This window comes from Pseudomonas fjordensis, from assembly GCF_976987115.1.
Map to the genome: position 1 here is coordinate 5,386,008 of NZ_OZ336860.1, position 19,755 is coordinate 5,405,762.

24 protein-coding genes and 1 pseudogene are annotated in these 19,755 nt (G+C 55.0%); 14 read left to right on the forward strand and 11 right to left on the reverse strand.

Going from position 1 to position 19,755, the window contains the following annotated elements:
• Positions 1-177: 177 nt before the first annotated feature.
• Positions 178-609: a mercury resistance transcriptional regulator MerR gene (gene merR, locus ACWHXD_RS24615; RefSeq protein WP_003425050.1), complete on the reverse strand. Its 432-nt coding sequence runs from the start codon at positions 607-609 to the stop codon at positions 178-180.
• A gap of 71 nt (positions 610-680) precedes the next feature.
• Here merR and merT point away from each other — a divergent pair, with 71 nt between their 5' ends.
• The 5 genes from merT to merB are packed head-to-tail and all read left to right on the forward strand — an operon-like array spanning position 681 to position 4,140.
• The gene (gene merT, locus ACWHXD_RS24620) at positions 681-1,031 is read left to right on the forward strand and encodes a mercuric ion transporter MerT (RefSeq protein WP_003425049.1); all 351 of its coding nucleotides are present in this window, start codon (positions 681-683) and stop codon (positions 1,029-1,031) included.
• A 17-nt stretch (positions 1,032-1,048) separates the two neighbouring features.
• Positions 1,049-1,324, forward strand: a complete 276-nt coding sequence (merP, locus tag ACWHXD_RS24625; RefSeq protein WP_003425048.1) for a mercury resistance system periplasmic binding protein MerP — start codon at positions 1,049-1,051, stop codon at positions 1,322-1,324.
• Between the two features lie 12 nt (positions 1,325-1,336).
• Complete coding sequence (merC, locus tag ACWHXD_RS24630; protein WP_003425046.1) at positions 1,337-1,771, forward strand: organomercurial transporter MerC; 435 nt, start codon at positions 1,337-1,339, stop codon at positions 1,769-1,771.
• Positions 1,772-1,806: 35 nt separating this feature from the next.
• Positions 1,807-3,489, forward strand: a complete 1,683-nt coding sequence (gene merA, locus ACWHXD_RS24635; protein ID WP_003425044.1) for a mercury(II) reductase — start codon at positions 1,807-1,809, stop codon at positions 3,487-3,489.
• 12 nt (positions 3,490-3,501) lie between these two features.
• On the forward strand, positions 3,502-4,140 hold the full coding sequence (merB, locus tag ACWHXD_RS24640) for an organomercurial lyase MerB (protein WP_003425042.1): 639 nt from the start codon (positions 3,502-3,504) through the stop codon (positions 4,138-4,140).
• Between the two features lie 92 nt (positions 4,141-4,232).
• On the opposite strand, the gene ACWHXD_RS24645 is transcribed toward merB, so the two are convergent.
• From ACWHXD_RS24645 to ACWHXD_RS24660, 4 genes and pseudogenes are all read right to left on the reverse strand, one after another.
• Positions 4,233-4,532 carry a plasmid pRiA4b ORF-3 family protein gene (locus tag ACWHXD_RS24645; RefSeq protein ID WP_003425039.1) on the reverse strand — a complete coding sequence of 100 codons (300 nt, stop codon included), beginning with the start codon at positions 4,530-4,532 and terminating at the stop codon, positions 4,233-4,235.
• A 3-nt stretch (positions 4,533-4,535) separates the two neighbouring features.
• On the reverse strand, positions 4,536-6,041 hold the full coding sequence (tnpC, locus tag ACWHXD_RS24650; protein WP_120249094.1) for an IS66 family transposase: 1,506 nt from the start codon (positions 6,039-6,041) through the stop codon (positions 4,536-4,538).
• A gap of 37 nt (positions 6,042-6,078) precedes the next feature.
• Positions 6,079-6,423: an IS66 family insertion sequence element accessory protein TnpB gene (tnpB, locus tag ACWHXD_RS24655; protein WP_003425037.1), complete on the reverse strand. Its 345-nt coding sequence runs from the start codon at positions 6,421-6,423 to the stop codon at positions 6,079-6,081.
• Positions 6,420-6,716, reverse strand: a pseudogene (locus tag ACWHXD_RS24660) (transposase); the annotation flags it as partial. The pseudogene ACWHXD_RS24660 and the gene tnpB, both read right to left, overlap by 4 nt.
• Before the next feature lie 216 nt (positions 6,717-6,932).
• On the opposite strand from ACWHXD_RS24660, the gene ACWHXD_RS24665 reads away from it, so the two are divergent.
• Positions 6,933-7,133: a heavy-metal-associated domain-containing protein gene (locus tag ACWHXD_RS24665; RefSeq protein ID WP_008437435.1), complete on the forward strand. Its 201-nt coding sequence runs from the start codon at positions 6,933-6,935 to the stop codon at positions 7,131-7,133.
• A gap of 30 nt (positions 7,134-7,163) precedes the next feature.
• On the opposite strand, the gene flgB is transcribed toward ACWHXD_RS24665, so the two are convergent.
• Entirely contained in the window at positions 7,164-7,577 is a 414-nt protein-coding gene (gene flgB / locus ACWHXD_RS24670) for a flagellar basal body rod protein FlgB (RefSeq protein WP_008437437.1), read from the reverse strand.
• Between the two features lie 386 nt (positions 7,578-7,963).
• Here flgB and ACWHXD_RS24675 point away from each other — a divergent pair, with 386 nt between their 5' ends.
• The 5 genes from ACWHXD_RS24675 to ACWHXD_RS24695 all read left to right on the forward strand — a co-directional run bounded on the left by ACWHXD_RS24675 (position 7,964) and on the right by ACWHXD_RS24695 (position 12,164).
• Positions 7,964-8,170 (forward strand): co-regulatory protein PtrA N-terminal domain-containing protein, encoded by a 207-nt coding sequence (locus ACWHXD_RS24675; RefSeq protein ID WP_019821302.1) that lies wholly within the window; start codon positions 7,964-7,966, stop codon positions 8,168-8,170.
• 177 nt (positions 8,171-8,347) lie between these two features.
• A complete protein-coding gene (locus ACWHXD_RS24680) occupies positions 8,348-10,252 on the forward strand; it encodes a copper resistance system multicopper oxidase (RefSeq protein WP_008437439.1) in 1,905 nt (634 codons plus the stop codon).
• Positions 10,253-10,264: 12 nt separating this feature from the next.
• The gene (locus ACWHXD_RS24685; protein ID WP_024073347.1) at positions 10,265-10,510 is read left to right on the forward strand and encodes a hypothetical protein; all 246 of its coding nucleotides are present in this window, start codon (positions 10,265-10,267) and stop codon (positions 10,508-10,510) included.
• The gene (locus tag ACWHXD_RS24690; RefSeq protein ID WP_499084768.1) at positions 10,482-11,534 is read left to right on the forward strand and encodes a copper resistance protein B; all 1,053 of its coding nucleotides are present in this window, start codon (positions 10,482-10,484) and stop codon (positions 11,532-11,534) included. Before ACWHXD_RS24685 ends, ACWHXD_RS24690 begins: the two co-directional genes overlap by 29 nt.
• Positions 11,535-11,696: 162 nt before the next feature.
• Positions 11,697-12,164, forward strand: coding sequence for a DUF411 domain-containing protein (locus tag ACWHXD_RS24695; RefSeq protein ID WP_008437448.1), 468 nt, complete (start codon positions 11,697-11,699; stop codon positions 12,162-12,164).
• Positions 12,165-12,467: 303 nt separating this feature from the next.
• Here the strand turns inward: ACWHXD_RS24695 and ACWHXD_RS24700 are convergent, their stop codons facing one another.
• The 5 genes from ACWHXD_RS24700 to ACWHXD_RS24720 all read right to left on the reverse strand — a co-directional run bounded on the left by ACWHXD_RS24700 (position 12,468) and on the right by ACWHXD_RS24720 (position 16,056).
• A complete protein-coding gene (locus ACWHXD_RS24700; RefSeq protein WP_008437450.1) occupies positions 12,468-12,665 on the reverse strand; it encodes a DUF1289 domain-containing protein in 198 nt (65 codons plus the stop codon).
• Between the two features lie 43 nt (positions 12,666-12,708).
• Positions 12,709-13,674, reverse strand: coding sequence for a CDF family Co(II)/Ni(II) efflux transporter DmeF (dmeF, locus tag ACWHXD_RS24705; RefSeq protein WP_008437453.1), 966 nt, complete (start codon positions 13,672-13,674; stop codon positions 12,709-12,711).
• An 11-nt stretch (positions 13,675-13,685) separates the two neighbouring features.
• On the reverse strand, positions 13,686-13,961 hold the full coding sequence (locus ACWHXD_RS24710; protein ID WP_024073346.1) for a metal/formaldehyde-sensitive transcriptional repressor: 276 nt from the start codon (positions 13,959-13,961) through the stop codon (positions 13,686-13,688).
• Between the two features lie 219 nt (positions 13,962-14,180).
• Positions 14,181-15,506, reverse strand: a complete 1,326-nt coding sequence (locus ACWHXD_RS24715; RefSeq protein ID WP_008432871.1) for an OprD family porin — start codon at positions 15,504-15,506, stop codon at positions 14,181-14,183.
• A 217-nt stretch (positions 15,507-15,723) separates the two neighbouring features.
• Complete coding sequence (locus ACWHXD_RS24720; protein WP_008432869.1) at positions 15,724-16,056, reverse strand: DUF2790 domain-containing protein; 333 nt, start codon at positions 16,054-16,056, stop codon at positions 15,724-15,726.
• Positions 16,057-17,004: 948 nt separating this feature from the next.
• Here ACWHXD_RS24720 and ACWHXD_RS24725 point away from each other — a divergent pair.
• The 3 genes from ACWHXD_RS24725 to ACWHXD_RS24735 are packed head-to-tail and all read left to right on the forward strand — an operon-like array spanning position 17,005 to position 19,753.
• Positions 17,005-17,433 carry a TIGR03757 family integrating conjugative element protein gene (locus ACWHXD_RS24725; protein WP_008432865.1) on the forward strand — a complete coding sequence of 143 codons (429 nt, stop codon included), beginning with the start codon at positions 17,005-17,007 and terminating at the stop codon, positions 17,431-17,433.
• Entirely contained in the window at positions 17,430-18,371 is a 942-nt protein-coding gene (locus ACWHXD_RS24730; protein WP_008432863.1) for a TIGR03756 family integrating conjugative element protein, read from the forward strand. Before ACWHXD_RS24725 ends, ACWHXD_RS24730 begins: the two co-directional genes overlap by 4 nt.
• 20 nt (positions 18,372-18,391) lie before the next feature.
• Entirely contained in the window at positions 18,392-19,753 is a 1,362-nt protein-coding gene (locus ACWHXD_RS24735) for an integrating conjugative element protein (RefSeq protein ID WP_024073345.1), read from the forward strand.
• The last annotated feature ends 2 nt before the right edge of the window (positions 19,754-19,755 follow it).

The window sequence follows — 19,755 nt, forward strand, 5'->3', positions numbered from 1 at the left end:
TTGCGTTGCAACTGACCAATCATTTGCATTCGAAGTGATCAGGACTCTCGGCTCTGTAGGGTAAGAGCGTGGCTAAAAGCAGACCGTAGGTTTGGCCAGTCAACGGGGCTCATTGAGCGCCGCTCTTTTCCTGTTCAAGCCGACAAACAGGGGGGCAATGAAACGGGAAATCGTAGGCTAAGGCGCGAAGTTTTCGTGGCTATCTATTCCATGCAGCGAATCGATCAGCGGGCAGCTAACCGTCCCGTGGCTCGCGCAACAGTCATCAACCAACTGCGCCAGGACCAACTCGATCCGCCGCAGATCCGCAAGTTTCCCCCGCACGTCTTCGAGCTTCTGCTCGGCGTGCACACGCGCATCATTGCAGTGCGTACCGTCATCGAGCCGCAACAGTCCGGCCACTTCATCGAGGCTGAAGCCCAGCCGTTGTGCGGACTTCACGAATTTCACCCGTGCAATATCCGCCTCGCCGTAGCGACGAATGCTGCCGTAGGGCTTGTCCGGTTCGGGCAACAGCCCTTTGCGTTGATAGAACCGAATGGTTTCCACGTTAACCCCGGCTGCCTTGGCAAAGACGCCAATGGTCAGGCTTTCCGCAGTGTTTTTCATACCGCTTGACTCCGTACCTGACTACGGAAATAACCTTAACCCATCGATCAAACATTCGAAAGGTTGAACCCATGTCTGAATCACAAAAGGGCCGTGGTGCACTCCTCGCTGGAGGTCTGGCGGCGATCCTTGCGTCCACCTGCTGCCTGGGCCCGCTGGTGCTAATTGCCCTGGGCTTCAGCGGCGCCTGGATCGGTAATCTCACCGTTCTGGAGCCCTACCGCCCGTTTTTCATCGGCGCGGCATTGTTGGCGCTGTTCTTCGCTTACCGGCGCATTTTCCGCCCGGCTCAAGCCTGCAAACCCGGTGAGACCTGCGCAATTCCGCAGGTACGAACTACCTACAAGTTCATTTTCTGGCTCGTGATGGCACTCGTGCTGGTCGCGCTCGGTTTCCCCTACATCCTCCCGTTGTTTTACTGATCAGGCAGGAGTCTCCCATGAAAAAGCTGTTTGCCGCTCTCGCGCTCATTGCCGTGGTTTCCCCGGTGTGGGCCGCCATCCAAACCGTCACCCTGTCGGTACCGGGCATGACCTGCGCCGCCTGTCCGATCACGGTCAAGAAAGCGCTGACCCAGGTCGAGGGCGTGACCAAGACCGAGGTGAGTTTCGAGAAACGCGAAGCCATCGTGACCTTCGACGATGCCAAGACCAACTCCGAGGCCCTGACCAAGGCGACCGAGGATGCCGGCTATCCATCTACCATCAAGCAATAGGAGGAAATACCAATGAGAAATCCTCTGAATCTGTTCACGCGGATCGGTGACAAAGCCAGTTCCGTCGGTGTGCTGGTTTCAGCCCTAGGCTGCGCCGCGTGTTTTCCTGCTCTGGCTAGCTTAGGCGCTGCAATCGGTCTGGGCTTTTTGAGCCAGTGGGAAGGCCTGTTCATCACCACGCTACTGCCCTTGTTTGCGGCCCTGGCGCTGCTCGTCAATTCCCTTGGCTGGCTCAAACATCGGCAGTGGCAGCGAACTGCACTCGGCCTGATAGGCCCTGTCCTGGTCTTGGCTGCGGTGTTTTTGATGCGGGCTTATGGCTGGCGGAGCGGTTGGCTGCTCTATATCGGTCTGGCCCTCATGCTTGGGGGCTCGATCTGGGATCTCGTGTCGCCCGCCCACCCCCGTTGCGCCCCGGGTGCCTGCCCACCACAGCCAAAACAGTAATGCCGCAAAGAGACCCATTTGAGGAAGTAAACGCTATGACCACACTGCGAATCCACGGTATGACCTGCGCCTCCTGTGCCGACCGCGTCAGAGATGCTCTGGAGGGAATCTCCGGCGTGCACCGGGCGGACGTCTCCTACGCCGGTGGGAAGGCCGAAATGACGGCCGACGCGGCTGTCAGCCGTGAACAAATGCAAGCCGCCGTCGAGGCCCTTGGGTATCAAGCGTCGTTCGAAGTCGCCTCGCTACAACCGCGCCCCGGCCAGCTCGATAAGGCGCTGGGCTGGTTGCGCAGCGACACCGAGGTCGGCAAAAACGGCGACGCGCTACACATTGCAGTCATAGGCAGCGGCGGTGCGGCAATGGCGGCCGCCTTGAAGGCGGTGGAAGCCGGCGCCCGCGTCACTCTGATCGAGCGCGGCACCATCGGCGGCACTTGCGTCAACGTCGGCTGCGTGCCGTCGAAAATCATGATTCGCGCCGCGCATGTGGCTCATTTGCGCCGCGAGAGTCCGTTCGATGACGGAATGCCCGCCACGCCGCCGACCGTCCTGCGCGAGCGGCTGCTCGCGCAACAGCAAGGCCTTGTCGACGAACTGCGTCACGCCAAGTACGAAGGCATTCTGGAGAGCACACCAGCCATCACCGTGCTGCGTGGCACCGCTCGCTTCCAGGACGGCCACACGCTCAGCGTCGAACTGGTCGAGGGGGGCGGGCGCGAAGTCGCGTTCGACCGCTGCCTGATCGCTACCGGCGCCGGTGCGGCCGTGCCGCCGATTCGCGGGCTGCAAGACACCCCCTATTGGACCTCGGAGGAGGCACTGGCCAGCGCCAGTATTCCGCAACGGCTCGCCGTGATCGGCTCATCCGTGGTGGCCTTGGAGCTGGCGCAAGCCTTTGCCCGGCTGGGTAGCCGCGTCACCATCCTGGCGCGCAACTCGCTGTTCTTCCGCGAAGATCCGGCCATCGGCGAGGCGCTGACCGCAGCCTTCCGCATGGAGGGCATCGACGTGCTTGAGCAGACACAAGCCAGTCAGGTGACCCACGCCAACGGCGAATTCGTACTGACCACCAACCACGGTGAACTGCGCGCCGACCAACTGTTCGTCGCCACCGGCCGCACGCCCAACACCCAAAGCCTGAACCTGGAAGCGGCGGGTGTACTGTTGGATGAACGCGGCGCCATTCAGATCGATCAGGGCATGCGCAGTAGCGCAGTGGATATCTATGCAGCCGGCGACTGCACCAACCAGCCGCAGTTCGTCTACGTCGCGGCGGCGGCTGGCACCCGTGCGGCGATCAACATGACCGGCGGCGAAGCTACGCTTAATCTCGATGCCATGCCGGCGGTGGTGTTCACCGATCCGCAGGTGGCCACCGTCGGTTACAGCGAAGCGGAAGCACAGCGCGCAGGCCTCGAAACCGACAGTCGCACGCTGAGCCTGGACAACGTGCCGCGTGCGCTGGCCAACTTCGACACGCGAGGGTTCATCAAGCTGGTCGCCGAAGCGGGTTCTGGTCGGTTGCTCGGCGTGCAGGCGGTGGCCCCGGAAGCGGGCGAGCTGATTCAGACGGCGGTGCTGGCTATTCGCAACCGCATGACCGTGCAGGAGCTGGCCGACCAGTTGTTCCCCTACCTAACCATGGTCGAGGGCCTGAAGCTCGCGGCGCAGACTTTCACCAAGGACGTAAAGCAATTGTCCTGCTGCGCTGGATGAATGGAGAGCACCATGAAATTTGCCCGCTACATTACCGAGATCGCCGAACGTCTCACCCCGACCAACCGGCCCAAAGGTTTTGCGGAGTTCTTGGTCGCGCTACTGGGTGAACTTGCCAAGGGACGCCCGATTTCGCGAACTACGCTTGCCAGGACTCTTGGCTGGCCCGCTGAGCAAGTGGCGGCTGTGCTCGAACAAGCCACCAGTACCGAATACGACAACGATGGGAACATCATCGGCTATGTCCTCACCTTGCGCGAGACGTCGCATGTCTTGGAAATTGACAACCGCCGGCTGTATGCCTGGTGCGCGCTGGACACCCTGATGCTCCCGGCGTTAATCGGCCGTACAGCTCGCGTCTCGTCGCATTGCGCTGCAACTGGAGCACCCGTTTCGCTTACGGTTTCACCCAGCGAGATACAGGCTGTTGAACCTGCCGACGTGGCAGTGTCACTGGTATTGCCGCAGGAGGCGGCCGACGTTCGTCAGTCCTTCTGTTGCCATGTGCATTTCTTCGCATCTATCCCAGCGGCAGAAGATTGGGCCTCCAAGCATCAAGGATTGACTATCGTAAGCGTCCAAGAGGCGTTCGGCGTGGGCCAGGAGCTTAATCGACATCTGTTGCAGACCCTTCCAATGAGAACATCGTGATTGGATTTCGACTCAATGTCCTACGGAGTGGGCATCGGATTTCTCTTTCCGACTTTGATCCGGTGATCCCAGCCATCGCCAAAGTCATAGACCTAGCGGAATGTCCTTTTCCCGTTCAACGCTTTGATCAGAGTCTTGCGGGTCTCCGAGTTCACGGGAGGCCCCCATCCATCGGAGTCGGGAATACCGTAACTCTCACCAGCTATTTCAAACTCATGCAGATGGTCATCGTGCCAGCCCATTGCGATCTGGATCACCGCGTGCAATTTGCCTAAGGTGATGTTCTCGGGCACCGCCACACGGCGCCAGATGGCAGGTTCGATCCACTTCAATTCAATGTGCAGTAGCAACAAATCAGGTTCGGGTTTTGGCAAGCGAACAGTTTTGACCATGGATCAGGCGGCCTCGCAGAGTTCCGTGGAGGCGAGAGAAACGTTCCAGGGCAGCAGTTCGTCGACCCGATTGATCGGGTGGTCGGCGATGCGCTCCAGCACGTGTGTCAAATAGGCTTGCGGGTTCAGGTCGTTGAGTTTGGCTGAACCCACCAGGCTGTAAATCGCAGCCGCTCGTTCGCCGCCGGCGTTGGAACCGACGAACAGATAATTTTTTCTGCCTAGCGCGACAGCACGTAGCGCGCGTTCGGCAGCGTTGTTGTCGATCTCAATTCGCCCGTCATCGCAATAGCGCACCAAGGCCTGCCACCGATTGAGGGCATAGAGAATCGCACCGCCCAATGCCGATTTTTTCGACAGTTGAGTCAGCGTCTGGTTGAGCCACGCGTGGAGTTGTTCCAGCAGCGGACTGGCTCGGCTTTGCCGAACCACTTTTCGCAGGTTGGGCGGTTGCCCTCGAATCTCGCTTTCGATGGCATACAGGGCCGCAATCCGTTGCAGCGCCTCGGCGGCAAGTGGTGAAGCCAGGTCTTTGTAGACCTCGTAAAACTTGCGCCGGGCGTGAGCCCAACACGCCGCTTCCTCAATGGTGCCCGTGGCATATAGTTGAGCAAAACCGGCATAGCCGTCCGCCTGCAAGATCCCGCTGAAGCGCTTGAGATGCGCGCGGGGATGTTGCCCCTTGCGATCCGGCGAGTAGGCAAACCAGACCGCCGCCGGTGTCGCGTCCCCCGTAGGTCGGTCGTCCCGCACGTACGTCCACAGGCGCGCCGATTTGGTCTTGCCGTTGCCCGGCGCGAGCACGCCAATCGGCGTGTCGTCGGCATGGACTTTGTGTCCGCTCATGACGTGGTGCTCAAGGGCGTTGATCAGTGGTCGCAGCAACTGACTGCTCTGGCCAACCCAGTCGGCCAGGGTTGAGCGCTCCAGCTCCACGCCCTCACGGGCGTAGATCTCGGACTGCCGATACAACGGCAAATGATCGACAAACTTCGAGACCAGCACATGGGCCAACAACCCTGGGCCGGCAAGACCTCGGGCGATCGGGCGACTCGGTGCCGGCACCTGGGCGAAGTGCTCGCAGCAGCGGCAAACCCACTTCGGACGGACATGGCGAATGACTTTGAAACGTGCCGGAACGTACTCCAGCACTTCGGACACATCCTCACCTAAATGGCGAAGCGTCCCACCGCAGCCAGTGCATTGCGACTCGGGCTGATGAACGTGGGTTTCGCGAGGTAGGTGTTCAGGCAATGGTTTACGGCGCGAAACTGCGCAAGGTGCCGGCTCGACTGGAGGTGTCATTTCGGCTTGGCTGATTTGCAGCTCATCAAGGCTCAACTGGAGCTGGTCGATCATCGCTTCCAGTTGCTCGGAGCTGCGACCGAACTGCGTACGACGCAGCTTGGCGATCATCATCTTCAAGCGCTCAATCTCTGCGTGCTGGGCAGCGATCAGCGCCTTCAAGGCTTGAAGATCATTCGGCAGGGAGTCGGTCACGAGGGTCATGCCCGAATATTACTGGGGATTTTTTCAGCGCGGCAAGTCAGACCGCGAGGACGGGTGCTGTACGAATTGGCCGGCGCCAATCAATGCCCTCCAACAGCATCGACAACTGCGCGGTCGTCAGCGACACGCTGCCGCTGGTTGCTTGCGGCCAGACAAAGCGTCCTTGCTCCAACCGTTTGCAAAACAGGCACAAGCCGTCGCCATCCCACCACAACAGTTTGATCCGGTCACCACGCCGTCCGCGAAAGGCGAAGATCTGACCGGAGAAGGGATCGGCTTCCAGTTGAGTCTGCACCATGGCCGCCAAACCGTCGAAGCCACGACGCATGTCCGTGACGCCAGCGGCGATCCAGATACGGGTTCCAGCGGGAGGGGCAATCATCGCACTAACTGCTGCAAGACGAGTTGCAGCGTCTGCGGGTCTGGTGCTCCGGTGATACGCAACTTGGCTTTTCCTACCTCAACTGCGATCTCGGAATGACACTCTGCCTGTGGCTGGAAGACTGGCGGCAGATCCATTGGCGCCTCGATCACCTGGACTGGCAAAAACGAAGCACTCTGGCTGACCGGGCCGAATAGCCCTTCTTGGTATTGCTGCCGCCAGCGAAAGACCAGATTGGCATTGACGTCATGTTCGCGAGCGATCAATGACACGGAGGCGCCAGGCTGGAAGGTGGCCTCGACGACTTGGCGTTTAAAGTCCAGCGGAAAGTTGGGGCGGCGACCGGCTCGACGGGCTGGGGCAACTGTATCCAAGATAGTGTCCACTAAAAAATGGTGTCCACTATCTTGGCCAATTTGGAGGGCTGTCAGGAGAGGGTGCTGGCCGGACGGTTACGTTGATCTTGTTGTTGCGGTGAAAATAGACTGCTCAGCACAAGAGGAATAACCATGTTCGTCTTAAACGTATCAGGCATTGGTTGCGGTAGCTGCGTCAGCAAAATCACCAAAGCAATTCAGTCACTGGACAGCGAGGCTATGATTTCCGTGGATCGCGCAGCAGGTAAGGTAAGCGTTGAAAGCAGTGAAAACCCAGAGCAAGTCCGTAAAACTGTCGAAGCACTCGGTTTCCCTTCCCAAATCAGCGCCTGAGGCGCTGATTCCCTCGCTGGGTAAAGTTTATTATTCACCTCGCAGAGCTTTAAGTAGCCCCTTAAATGCTCCATTTAATCTAGTAAAGGCGGTTTCGAAATGAATTTCATTTTCCGTATACTTTGCGACCTCGACCTGTTGATCCACAGTATTTTGATCAATGGAAGGTTGGTTCGGCGTACTGTAAAGCAAAGCACCGCCGTGAATATCACTTACTAATTCGTTTACGGCAATATGTTTTGGGTTTGTTGTTTTTAAAGAGAACGGAGTAGCCAAACCTCCTTTTGTTTGGCTAGCCAGTACAGCAGAAAAGTCCAAGTCCCTGGCCTTAAAGTTAGGAGTGTCGGCATTAGCGATATTATTGCTAAGTACCTCAGCTCGTTGGCTGCGAAAACGTAATGCTCTTTCTGCGGAGCCAAGCGCTTTGTCAAAATTAATACTCACCGGTGGCCACCTTTAGTTACGCTGCCATTTAATTCCCACCTATCGAACACTCAAGTGCTTAACGTAGTGCGTCCGAGCCGATGTATGATTTCAGCGAAAAACTCAAAAAACGCCACGCCATCGTGCAGTGACCGGAAACTTACAACGCCGCACAGGTAAATTTTAGATGGTGGATGGAGGTTATGTGTCGTTGGATAGCTTAGACCTTACGGACTAATCACTCTGCATCTCAAGAGAAATATCGCAACCTGACACAACTGTAATATTGGCCTAAGCTTCCTGACAGGGGATGAGTCTTATAGTCCTATTGAGCCTCAAGCTCACCCCCTAGAGTCAACGATTGATGTGGATTCAGGGGTCACCAATAATCATCCGAGGCCCCCCAAATGAACCCTATCAAAACCTTGTTCGTCATCGCGGCTCTGACCGTCTCTTCTTTGGCTATGGCTGAAGGGGGTGGTGACCGGACTTTCGCACGCATGGAAGTGGCCAGGAATAATTCGATGGAATCGTACCGAGTAGCTCAAACGCAAAATGCCCAACATCCCGTCGCTGAAAGCAAAGCCAAGGCGATGGATCACAAGAATTGCTAAATAGCTAGCCCTCCAAGCTGACAGAAATGTAATCACTGCGGTGGTTTAAATGTGGCAATTTCTGAGCTCGCTTGCCGTAAGAGTTTGTCTTTTGTGACGGTGGGCAAAGCTGATCCGGGCAACTCATGATCGGTTGTTTCGCACGGCTTCCCTTTTGACTGATTGGAAATAAACGGCATGCATTCCAAAACCTCTAGACGGACATTCGTAAAAGGCTTGGCCGCTGGTGGCATTCTCGGCGGCTTTGGCCTTTGGCGCACTCCAGTATGGGCGGTGACAAGTCCAGGTCTGCCGAGCGTACTCACCGGCAATGAATTTGATCTGTTTATTGGTGAAACACCTGTAAACATTACCGGCTCGCCGCGAACAGCCATGACCATCAATGGATCATTGCCAGGACCTTTGCTGCGTTGGCGCGAAGGAGAGACAGTCACCCTGCGTGTAAAAAACCGCCTGGACCAAGACACCTCAATCCATTGGCACGGGATCATTCTGCCGGCCAATATGGACGGTGTACCTGGCTTGAGTTTCCATGGCATCGCACCCGACGGCATGTACGAGTACAAGTTCAAGGTTCATCAGAATGGTACGTACTGGTACCACAGCCACTCGGGCTTACAGGAGCAGGCAGGGGTTTACGGGCCAATCGTTATCGACTCGAAAGAGCCTGAACCTTTTCAATACAACCGCGACTATGTGGTGATGTTGACTGATTGGACCGATGAAGATCCTAGTCGCGTCATGGCCAAGCTTAAGAAACAGTCGGGCTACTACAACCACCATAAACGCACCGTTGGTGATTTTATCGACGATGTCAGTAAGCAAGGTTGGTCAGCTACAGTAGCTGACAGGAAGATGTGGGCTGAAATGAACATGAGCCCAACCGACCTTGGAGACGTCAGCGCAGATACTTACACCTATCTCATGAATGGCCAGGCGCCAAACGGTAACTGGACCGGTATTTTCAAGCCGGGTGAGAAGCTACGACTACGCTTTATCAACGGCTCGGCGATGAGCTATTTCGACGTCCGCATTCCTGGTTTGAAAATGACCGTTGTGGCCGCCGACGGCCAACACGTCAACCCAGTGAGTGTTGACGAATTCCGCATCGCCGTAGCTGAAACGTATGACGTGATCGTAGAGCCTGCCAGTGAAGAGGCTTACACCATCTTCGCCCAGTCTATGGATCGGACGGGTTATGCACGCGGAACCCTCGCTCTTCGTGAAGGGCTAGTTGCTCAGGTACCTGCTATAGATCCACGTCCAATCGTCACTATGGATGACATGGGGATGGGCGGTATGGCTGGTATGGACCATGGCAGCATGGCTGGTATGGGCGGCGCAGAGAAGACACCAGGTGACATGTCCGGCATGGCGGGCATGGCGGGCATGGACCACAGCAAGATGACCGGTATGGACCAAAGTGACATGACCGGGATGACCGGCATGGACAGCGGTGACATGACTAACATGGCGGGCATGGATCACAGCAAGATGGCTGGGATGGGCAATGGTGATATGTCAGGGATGGCTGGCATGGGTGGTATGGGTGGAGAAATGCAGACACACCCTGCCTCTGAAACCAACAATCCCCTGGTTGATATGCAAGCCATGAATCCAACGCCAAAGCTAAGTGATCCGGGCATAGGCTTGCGGAACAATGGTCGTCGAGTGCTCACTTACTCCGACTTGAAAAGCACTTTCCAAGACCCTGACGGCCGCGAGCCAAATCGTACCATCGAGCTTCATTTGACCGGTCACATGGAGAAGTTTTCGTGGTCGTTCAACGGCATCAAATTCTCTGACGCCGAACCGCTGCGCCTGAAGTATGGCGAGCGTCTGCGCATCACCTTGGTGAACGACACCATGATGACACACCCCATCCACCTTCACGGCATGTGGAGTGACCTTGAGGACGAGAACGGCAAGTTCATGGTGCGCAAGCACACGATCGATATGCCACCAGGTACCAAACGCAGCTATCGAGTCACCGCTGATGCCTTAGGCCGTTGGGCATATCACTGTCACCTGCTTTTCCATATGGAAATGGGCATGTTCCGTGAAGTACGGGTTGATGAGTAAAGGAGACGATCTGTGAGCACATACCGAAATCGTAATTCCCTCGTGGGTTGCCTCTTTGCCGCTGTCCTGCTGGGTGGACTCTCGTCCACGGTGCTGGCAGAGGAAAATGGCAGCGACCATTCAACCACTGTTCCTGTTACAGCAACGGACAAGCCAGCAACGGCAAACGATTCGAAGCTAGATCACGGGGCGATGGACCATAGCCAGATGAGCCATGAGTCGATGGATCATGACCAAAAAACCAAAAAGGCAGATTGAGATCATGACCAGTAAGTTTTTACGCCCAACGCTGATGGCACTTGCAGTCTCTACCGGTCCAGCATTCTTTTTCATGGCTCAAGCCGCTGAAGAGATGGATCCGTCGATGGCGATGCCATCAAGTGCGGACGCAAAGTCTTCAACTGCACAAAAATCCAAACCCGCCAAACCGAAAGATGCCGCGATGGATCACTCCAAGATGGACCACGGCTCAATGGGAGCCATGGACCATAGCAAGATGGGGGCTATGGATCACAGCGATAACGGGCAAATGGACGGTATGGAAAGCATGGATGGAGGGGCGACTACCACAAGCCGAACCCCAATCCCCGTACTTACCGACGCTGACCGGGCCGCCGCTTTTCCAGACTTACCAGGCCATGGTGTGCACGATAAAAAAATTAACTCGTTCATCCTCCTGGATAAATTTGAGTACCAAGACGCTGACAACGGTAGTGCGCTGGCTTGGGATGCAAAAGGGTGGATCGGCGGTGACGTCGATCGCCTATGGTTGCGTTCGGAAGGCGAACGTACCAATGGCGTAACCGAGAACGCTGAACTTCAGGCTCTGTGGGGACACGCCATCGGTCCTTGGTGGGATGTCGTCACCGGCATTCGACAAGACTTCAAACCTGGGTCACCTCAAACATGGGGAGCGCTCGGTATTCAGGGCATGGCCCTCTATAACTTTGAAGCTGAAGCGACTGGTTATATTGGTGAGAACGGTCAAACCGCAGCTCGGTTTGAAGGCGATTACGACATCCTGTTGACCAATCGCCTGATCTTGCAGCCGACCGCCGAAGTAAACTTGTACGGGAAAAATGATCCTCAGCGCGGCATAGGATCTGGATTGGCCAACACCGAACTAGGCCTGCGGTTGCGCTACGAAATTACTCGTCAATTCGCACCCTACATTGGTGTTAGCTGGAATCGCTCATATGGTAAGACGGCTGACCTAGCCAGCGATGAAGGGGAAAAGACAAACGAGGCCCGGTTTGTAGCTGGTATTCGGATGTGGTTCTGAGCGATTTGAGCACTAGCCCTACGAATTCAAATGATCGGGGAGTTGGCTCCCCGACTCTAAAGTAGATCCTTCAATGTAACCTTTGCAGCGGCATGAACGCTTGAGTGGGGTTCTATTGCTTCGTAGAACATCTCGCCGTCTCCAAGGGAAAAGGAAATATTCATGACAGGTAGCTTCCGACTTTCAAGTCGATTTCTGCGTATTGCAACATTCGCTGCGCTGTTCATCGGCTCAACGGCTCAAGCGGCGCAGGCCCTGACCATCGATGTGCATCGAGATGCAAACTGCGGATGCTGCAAAAAATGGATTCAGCATCTTGAGGCCAATGGCTTCACCGTCATTGATCATGTAGAAACCAACATGAGTGCTGTCAAACAAGATCTAGGTGTCGCTCCACGACTCTCGTCTTGTCACACTGCGATGATCAACGGGAAGTTTGTTGAAGGTCATGTGCCAGTTGAGCAAATAATTGCGATGAGTAAGCGTGACGACCTTCTCGGGATCGCTGCTCCTGGAATGCCAGCAGGTTCTCCAGGAATGGAAGTCGACGGAGTACATGAGACCTACCAAATAATCGGCCTGACCAAAGCCGGCGTAGATCAGGTCATTGCTGAATACCCCGCAAACTAATCCCACCTCATCCATTCGGCCACAGCATGGTCCCAGCTCATGGCCATGCAGCGGGACATGCTATGTTGATTTCATTCTCAAGCAATACGCAAAGGACGATCAGCAACAAGCTGTAAAGGCGCGCCTGCGCCGAATCGGATAACCCCGTACCGCTGTCCTCAATAACAATTTGAGATGACGCCATGCTCCGTCTGCTGACAAGCACTGCGCATCTGACCACGATAGTGCTAAGTTCGGGTGGCGTTGCCACTCAGCTTGCCTTTCCGAATCTGGACATCTGTCTCGGCTGAAAGCGTAGAAAAGTTAAATTACAGTGGTTTGAGAGTTCTTTTTTTGCAGGCTTTTCAGACGCAGGGTCGCGCGTTGTACAGCGGCCATTTTTTCTGGACGCTTCATTCGTTTCCATTTTCTGATGTCTTCCTTGGTGCGACCGCAGCTGACGCACAGTTCGCTGTTCAACTGGCAGACAGAAGTACACGGATTCTCGATGTCCTTGGCCATTGGTCAATTCCTCGGCGAACTTATGCGAACTACGGGCTCATTGCTAAGCCTGAACGGCGACCTGATCGGGTGAAACAGCGCCCGGCTTCGTGCGGTACTCAACTGTCAGATGAGTGATCTCATGAACTGTCGCAAGCCGTTCTCGTATGTTTTGTGCATTCACTGCTGGGCTGCCTAGAACACTCACAATAGCGGCGCGGGCTTGCGGCCCTACCTGCCAGACATGAAGATCTATGATCGAAGCATCTCCCTGTCGCTCAACCAGTTCACGAATCTCTTCAGCGACATGATCATCTGTCTGGTCTAGCAATACACTCGCAGTCACCCGCATCAACGACCAAGCCCAGCGTGCGATGACAACTGCACCCACAATCCCCATTGCAGGGTCGAGCCAGACCCAACCAAGGTAACGACCAGCAAGCAGTGCTGCGATGGCCAGAACCGAAGTCAGTGCATCTGCAATGACGTGAATATAAGCAGAGCGCAGATTATTGTCATGACCATGTGCATGGTGAGATTCATCTTGGCCGTGGTCATGCCCATGGTGATGATTATGACCGCCAGACAGCAAAAGCGCGCTCACCACATTCACTGCTAATCCGACAATTGCGATAAGAGTCGCTGTCCCGAATTGCACTTGAGTCGGTTGAAAGAGACGAAATAGCGACTCTCCGGCAATTCCCAAAGAGACCAGTCCCAAAATCAGAGCAGATGCGAAGCCACCCAAGTCTCCAACCTTGCCAGTTCCAAAACTGTAGCGAGCATTTGAGGCATGTCTTTTTGCGTAACCGTAAGCAGCTGCGGCTATGCCAAGTGCTCCAGCGTGTGTTGCCATGTGAAATCCATCAGCAAGCAACGCCATTGAGCCAGTGAGATAACCTGCGGTGATTTCAGCAACCATCATTACGACGGTCAGAGCCACTACCCACAAGGTTCGCTTGGCGTTTTCTTCATGTGATTTCCCCAGGAACATATGGTCGTGGGAATAGTCGGTGTACGAATTACTCATCTGGGCAAATCCTATTTGGAATAGCGGCGAATGGCTTCGAGAAGCTCATCGACGCCTTTCGCTCTTTCTTCGTTGCTGAGTGTCGGATTCGCAACGTGTTCACGAGCGTGGTCTTCGATAATTTCATCCATCAGCCCATTGATAGCGCCACGGGCAGAAGCGACCAAAAGCAGGGTTTTCGAGCAGTCATCATCAGAGTCGAGTGCTCGCTCAATCGCCTGGACTTGCCCAGCGATTCGCTTTACACGCTTAAGAAGATTGTCTTTGCTTGATCTCATATGACCCATACCATACCCCCCCTACCTATATTGAGAGTATGTTCACACGTTCCAATCAGCCATACAACCCCAGGGACGCTCGCCGCCGGGATGGATATACCAACAGTTTCTTCAATCCACAAAAAAAGGCGCCACTAGGGCGCCTAAGCCGTCTCCAAACCAAAGGAGAAACAAGGAGACGGGGTGTATCGGGGATACCGGACAGTTGATGCCGATGGCTAATGCCCGTTAAAGGAGTTGCAGTGGATATTCAACAATCAGTCTGACCTCGTCCAAATCAGATTCGAAATCGGTAGCTCGTGTCGTTGCTTGGCGGACACGTAAAGACATGTCCTTCAGTGAGCCTGACTGGATGACATACTTAGCCTCGATGTCTCGCTCCCAACGCTTTTGGTCCTGCAATGGGGCACCGTCCGCTCCGCGACGCATGTACACGCTGTTTGCGTTGGAATAGTCCGCATCCCAACCCTTAGCGTAGCGGGTCATGAAGCTCAGACCGGGGATGCCGAAAGCCTGCATATCTAGATCGTAGCGCAGCTGCAAGGATTGCTCTTTCGGTGAGTTGAAATCGCTGTACTGAATGGAGTTATCCAAAAAAATTGAGTCGGACTGGCGAAGGTAGTCAAAGTCGTCGTTACCATTATTGCGCTGGTAACCAACGGTCACGGCGTGCGCTCCGAATTTGACCCCGGTCTTGCCGCTCCAGATCTTGTTATCGAAGCTTCCCAGAAGTTTTTCACCCTCATCAACCGCTCGGTAGTAATTAAAGCCGCCAATTAGCGATACGCTTTCTGAGAGTGGATAGCTCAATGTGGTGCCCGCGTAGTATTGGTTCCACACATCCTTGAATTGGCTGGTGTAAAGACTCACACCTACGTGTTCATTGACCGTGTAATCGCCCCCTAGATAAGCGATCCATGGAGCATCTACTACACCGGCGTAAAAAGTTGAAAAGCCGTCACGCATGCTACTGGAATTGGGTTGGCTCATCGCATGCAGCCGGCCCCCCTGAAGGGTCAGGCCTTTGATGCTGGTATTAGTGAACGTTGCACCCCGGAAACTCTCCGGGAGAAGTCGGGAATCCCCATAGGCAACGACAGGCGTCGATGGAAATACGTCGCCTACCTTGACGACTGTATCCAGGAAACGCACTTTTGCGGCCCCGCCTACTTTTGAGTAGGAGTCTTCAGGTTGGCCTTTGCTATTGTGCGGCAAGACATCGACTGAGCTACGGGCTCCCGAGCGACCATCACCTGAATCGAGCTTGAGGCCTTCCATTGCAAACGCATCAATGCCGAAGCCTACGGTACCTTGAGTAAAGCCTGATTCGAATCGGCCAATGATGCCATGAGCCCATTCGGCTGAGTAACCATTGCCCGTGGGGCTTGATTGACCCTTTCGATAATCACGATTGAGATAGAGATTCCGATTGAGAATACTAAAGGTGCTCCCCTCAATGAACCCTTCAGGCTTTTGCTCCACAGCTACTGCAACTTGCCCCATGCTCATGCCAAGGGAAATGAGAGAAAGACCATAAATGCTTTTATTGTTCATTTAACACTCCAGGCTTTAGCTTGGCAGAGTTTCTTTATGAAATATTTTTTATAATTATAAAAGCCACCAGCACGTGAGGATTTCTCCTACGTGCCGGCAGACATAATTTCATACAATAGATAACTCCAGCGTGACCTGAAAATTACTTCTGTGTCAGCGAACAGCAAGCAGGCTCAAAACATACCGAACAACCTTGCGCAGTCAGGGCTAACGCTAATTAACTTCCGTGAGGGCAGTTAGTACCCATAACCTTGTATTCCAAGGTGTTGAGCTTGCCCGCCGAATCTTCATAGGTCATGCGCGAAGGGGCTACGCCACAGGTTTTATTGGCTTGAGTGGTACTGATTACCTTCTGGACATCGAGGTTCATTCCGTATTCATAATGAACAACTTCAGGTGTCGCCTTTCCGTTTTCTAAGGCGTACTGCTCCATCGCCTTCTGGTTCTCTTGCATCATTCGACCATAAACACGGTCACCACCTCCTTCAGCCATGGCCAAAGAAGACATGGTCAAGATGGAAGCGGCAAAAACAACTTTTAATAATTTCATGATTTTCTCCTAGTGCTCACTTACTTCTGACTAGAGGATAACCAGTGATGCCTTTCAGGAAGCTGCCGCGAATATTACATATCTGTAAGGCCTCTCGTAGAGCTCGTGAGTTCAACTATTTAAAGTTTAGCTTTATTGGCAGAGCACGCTGAATGCATCATACGACCATCAGAAATCAACTCGTATCCCACCTGGAGCATCTAGAGATTTTTTATAAAAATGCATATCTTCCTATTATGAAAAGCGGCTTTGACCGCTACAGGCGGATGAATCGTTTGGGCGTAGCTAAATGAGACTACGAACGTGTCACAAAAGCCTCATGGGCTGCGGAAATTAGGCACTACGTAGAGCACCGAAAACGCAATCGGCAGGATGGTCTTTAACAGCAATACGGTCTCGGAGGATAGGTTTTTATCTTATCCTTAACGTCATCGAAGATGACATTGAAGCTGTGCAGCAGGCGCTCCGTTTGCAACATTTGATCGTGAAGGATCTCAAGCAGGACAGCACAAACTACTGCCTGCCCAAGGATAAAGATAAAGCCTTCGAATCTTGAGGTTGTTTTCTCCAGCACGACCAAACCCGCTGACGATATCGGCAGGGCGAGCATTTTGCCGTTGATGTCGCCCGAAGCTTCAATAGAAGTGATTTTTCGTTATGTCGTGGGGCGGTGGCGAGACTCGTCCGACTGGCGTACTGTGGACCATCGGCGGCGATGGGGCCAAGAAGGGTCGCCTCATAAACTTGGCTTGAACTCTTGCTGTGTGGATAGCCAGTTAACTGCGTACTCACTGCGTCGTCAATTTGAGCCGACCAAGTGCCATCTCTAATCCAACCCACACGAATTCGTCGCTCTCAAATACCCAAAGCTTCCAAATTCCTATTTCTTACTGCGCTCAAGACAGCCATCCGGTCTTCTGTACCTGAATCCATATCAGGTACGGTGCCATGCTCCAGATCCTTACCCACATTAGCGAAACGCGGCGCTGGCTGTTTTCACTGCTACTGTTCTTGTCAACTGCGTCCCACGCGGAGACGTGGGTCATTACAAACCGAGCACATCCAGTATCCGCACCTTCTGGCGCTCGCGTCATCTTCCTGGATGATCAGCAGCGCCTTGAAGAACAACTTTCCAACCAACTACCCGCCGATCCACGCCAGGCAGAAGCGGCCATTCAACGCTACCTTGTCAGCCCTGCAGGGAAGCATCTGCAAAACGAGTTGGCCCAAGCCCAGCAGGGCGTCATAGACGCCTGGAGCCTGCGAGTCGAAAAACTCCCAGCCGTGGTCGTAGATCGTCGCTACGTCGTGTACGGCGAGCCTGACGCAGCTAAAGCCGTCGCGTTGATTGAACGAGCACGGAGCCTGTCACGATGAGACGCTCACGTTTTGCGATCCGGCCTTTGTCGCTGGCTATCACTTTCAGCCTGTCATTCAGTGCATCGGCTGCGATCAACTCGGCAGCGATTATTGCCTCGACCCTGTCACCAACCTGCCTGGAGTACAAAGTGGTCGGCATCTGCTATTGGCTGCTCTGCACGCCATTCGGATGCAAAGTCAAAACCTCGACCAAGGTTCGTCACTACGTACCGGACGCTGTGGTGTCTGCATATGCGAATACCGGGATGAACCCTTGGATAGAGATGTCACCTCTTGGCACCCCGAATCCGATGGCCCAAGCGGGCAACGACGGCACTACCAATCACGTTGCAGAGAACAACATCATCAAATTTAAGGAAGCCGATGTCATCGGCCATCCAGGTGGTGCGGCGTTGAGTCAGTTTGCCAGCGCCTCGGGCTATGTATGCAAAGGCGCAACCTTACCGCTTGTGCCTTACTTTCTGAGCACCCTTGACCCCATTGCTTGGCGATACGGCGTCCCGGAATCCGTATACCCCGAAGCACTCATTCCGGGCATGCGCGAAGTCGGTAGCCTGCTCTCAGCAAGCAGCTGGGGGAACGTCTACCCGCGTAGCGGCTTCCTTAACCAGACTGACGACTACAAAACGGGCGCAGTTATTGCGCAGCGTGCCGGCGACGTGGTTACCCGCCCAGGCCAGGTCCATGTCTACTTGCCGATGCTCGCCCTTCCCTACCCCGGTTACTGGCCCGCAGGGCCGCTACGCGAAGGTGACGCCTCCACTGGTAAGTGGCAAGAGCTCACCCCAGTCCTCAACCCGACTTGCGCAACCTTTCCCACCATCGATCCGAACATCGATGCGCAGGATGGCGGCTACGCCTGGGCACTCTGGCGCCCTTATTCGTGTTGCCAGCGTCGAGGACAGACCTTCCTCGGCAGTACGGACTTCCAATGAAACAGCGATCGGAGCAAAGCATGAAACTCACTACCTTGGCGATAGGGCTCGCCTGCAGCCTCAGCAGTGCAATAGCGCTCTCTGCTGATCCAATCAACGTCTCCTCCTCCGGAAGCGTCATTGGGGACAACGTGCTGTATAGCATTGGCGGCGGCAACGCAGTCACCATGGGGAGCGCAGGCAACATGGATAGTATTTCTGTGGGAGGCGGTTGGAATACCAATCTAATCTGCGGAAACATGAGCCTGAGCACAACCCTTGAAAACCAATTGAATGGTGCCACTTCCGGCTTCAAAAACATCATGAGCTCGGTGGTACAGAGCGCCACCAGCGCCGTGGCTTCGCTGCCGGCACTGATTCTTCAACGTGCGAACCCGGCGCTATACAACCTCATCACCAACGGCATTTTGCAGGCCCGCCTGGACTTCGACCGCTCCAAAGGCACCTGCCGCGCCATTGGCGAAAAGATGGCGGATATCGCCGGTAACCAAATGGGCTGGGGCAAGCTTGCTGAAGGTCAGGCTATGAGTCAGGCGCTAACATCCAACACAGACGCAGTGTCGGCGGTGGAACAAGTCGAAAAGAAAGGTGGAAACGATGGCGTCACTTGGGTTGGTGGTGATAGAGCAGGTGGTTCCGGTCAGAAGCCAATTCGTATCGTAGGCGACGTCACCAAGGCGGGCTACAACCTTCTGAACAAGCGCGCGGCCGGCGACACCGCATCCATCAGTAAAGCGAACTGCAACAACGGCATGGTGTGCAATGTCTGGTCATCGCCCCAGGAAGCCACCACCTTTGCCAATCGTGTCCTGGGTGAACAACAACAGCAGACCTGTGACAGTTGCCCTAAAACGGTGACAGCCGCAGGCGTCGGCCTCACGCCGCTGATCCAGGAAACGTACGACACCAAGCTGAAGGCCCTGCAGGAACTGCTGAGCGGAAGCAAAACGCTGTCGCTAGAAAACCTGGAAGCAGCGAGCAGCAACTCGTTACCCATCACCCGAGGCGTTGTAGCAGCACTCAAGGATGAGCGCGACCAGGACGTACTCGCTCGCCGGCTTGCCTCCGAAGTCGCGTTGTCCGATGTGTTGGAGAAAGCTCTGACCCTACAGCGCACCTTGATGGCAGGCAGTCGGGAACCGAACGTCGCGGCTAATGACCTCGCCGTCCAGGCAGTCGGCCAGCAGAGCTCCTCGCTGCAACAGGAGATCGGCAACCTCAAAATGGAACTGGACATGCGTCAGCAGCTCGCGAAGAACTCGCCTCTGACCATCATTGAACGCAGCAAAGCACGGGCAGAAGACTCTCGTGGCGTGTCCCCGGGAGCCCCAGAAACGAATCGATTGGACCAGTTGCAGTCACCCGCCCAGAACAAACAGTGAGA

Excerpts from the sequence above, each read along its gene's own strand:
- ACWHXD_RS24715 (WP_008432871.1), bottom strand. The coding sequence starts at position 15,506 with ATGAACAATAAAAGCATTTATGGTCTTTCTCTCATTTCCCTTGGCATG.
- merA (WP_003425044.1), top strand. The coding sequence starts at position 1,807 with ATGACCACACTGCGAATCCACGGTATGACCTGCGCCTCCTGTGCCGAC.
- ACWHXD_RS24665 (WP_008437435.1), top strand. The coding sequence starts at position 6,933 with ATGTTCGTCTTAAACGTATCAGGCATTGGTTGCGGTAGCTGCGTCAGC.
- ACWHXD_RS24725 (WP_008432865.1), top strand. The coding sequence starts at position 17,005 with ATGCTCCAGATCCTTACCCACATTAGCGAAACGCGGCGCTGGCTGTTT.
- tnpB (WP_003425037.1), bottom strand. The coding sequence starts at position 6,423 with ATGATTGCCCCTCCCGCTGGAACCCGTATCTGGATCGCCGCTGGCGTC.
- ACWHXD_RS24675 (WP_019821302.1), top strand. The coding sequence starts at position 7,964 with ATGAACCCTATCAAAACCTTGTTCGTCATCGCGGCTCTGACCGTCTCT.
- ACWHXD_RS24730 (WP_008432863.1), top strand. The coding sequence starts at position 17,430 with ATGAGACGCTCACGTTTTGCGATCCGGCCTTTGTCGCTGGCTATCACT.
- merP (WP_003425048.1), top strand. The coding sequence starts at position 1,049 with ATGAAAAAGCTGTTTGCCGCTCTCGCGCTCATTGCCGTGGTTTCCCCG.
- ACWHXD_RS24700 (WP_008437450.1), bottom strand. The coding sequence starts at position 12,665 with ATGGCCAAGGACATCGAGAATCCGTGTACTTCTGTCTGCCAGTTGAAC.
- merR (WP_003425050.1), bottom strand. The coding sequence starts at position 609 with ATGAAAAACACTGCGGAAAGCCTGACCATTGGCGTCTTTGCCAAGGCA.
- tnpC (WP_120249094.1), bottom strand. The coding sequence starts at position 6,041 with ATGACCCTCGTGACCGACTCCCTGCCGAATGATCTTCAAGCCTTGAAG.
- ACWHXD_RS24695 (WP_008437448.1), top strand. The coding sequence starts at position 11,697 with ATGACAGGTAGCTTCCGACTTTCAAGTCGATTTCTGCGTATTGCAACA.
- ACWHXD_RS24645 (WP_003425039.1), bottom strand. The coding sequence starts at position 4,532 with ATGGTCAAAACTGTTCGCTTGCCAAAACCCGAACCTGATTTGTTGCTA.
- merT (WP_003425049.1), top strand. The coding sequence starts at position 681 with ATGTCTGAATCACAAAAGGGCCGTGGTGCACTCCTCGCTGGAGGTCTG.
- merC (WP_003425046.1), top strand. The coding sequence starts at position 1,337 with ATGAGAAATCCTCTGAATCTGTTCACGCGGATCGGTGACAAAGCCAGT.
- ACWHXD_RS24720 (WP_008432869.1), bottom strand. The coding sequence starts at position 16,056 with ATGAAATTATTAAAAGTTGTTTTTGCCGCTTCCATCTTGACCATGTCT.
- merB (WP_003425042.1), top strand. The coding sequence starts at position 3,502 with ATGAAATTTGCCCGCTACATTACCGAGATCGCCGAACGTCTCACCCCG.
- ACWHXD_RS24680 (WP_008437439.1), top strand. The coding sequence starts at position 8,348 with ATGCATTCCAAAACCTCTAGACGGACATTCGTAAAAGGCTTGGCCGCT.
- ACWHXD_RS24690 (WP_499084768.1), top strand. The coding sequence starts at position 10,482 with ATGACCAAAAAACCAAAAAGGCAGATTGAGATCATGACCAGTAAGTTT.
- ACWHXD_RS24710 (WP_024073346.1), bottom strand. The coding sequence starts at position 13,961 with ATGGGTCATATGAGATCAAGCAAAGACAATCTTCTTAAGCGTGTAAAG.
- ACWHXD_RS24735 (WP_024073345.1), top strand. The coding sequence starts at position 18,392 with ATGAAACTCACTACCTTGGCGATAGGGCTCGCCTGCAGCCTCAGCAGT.
- dmeF (WP_008437453.1), bottom strand. The coding sequence starts at position 13,674 with ATGAGTAATTCGTACACCGACTATTCCCACGACCATATGTTCCTGGGG.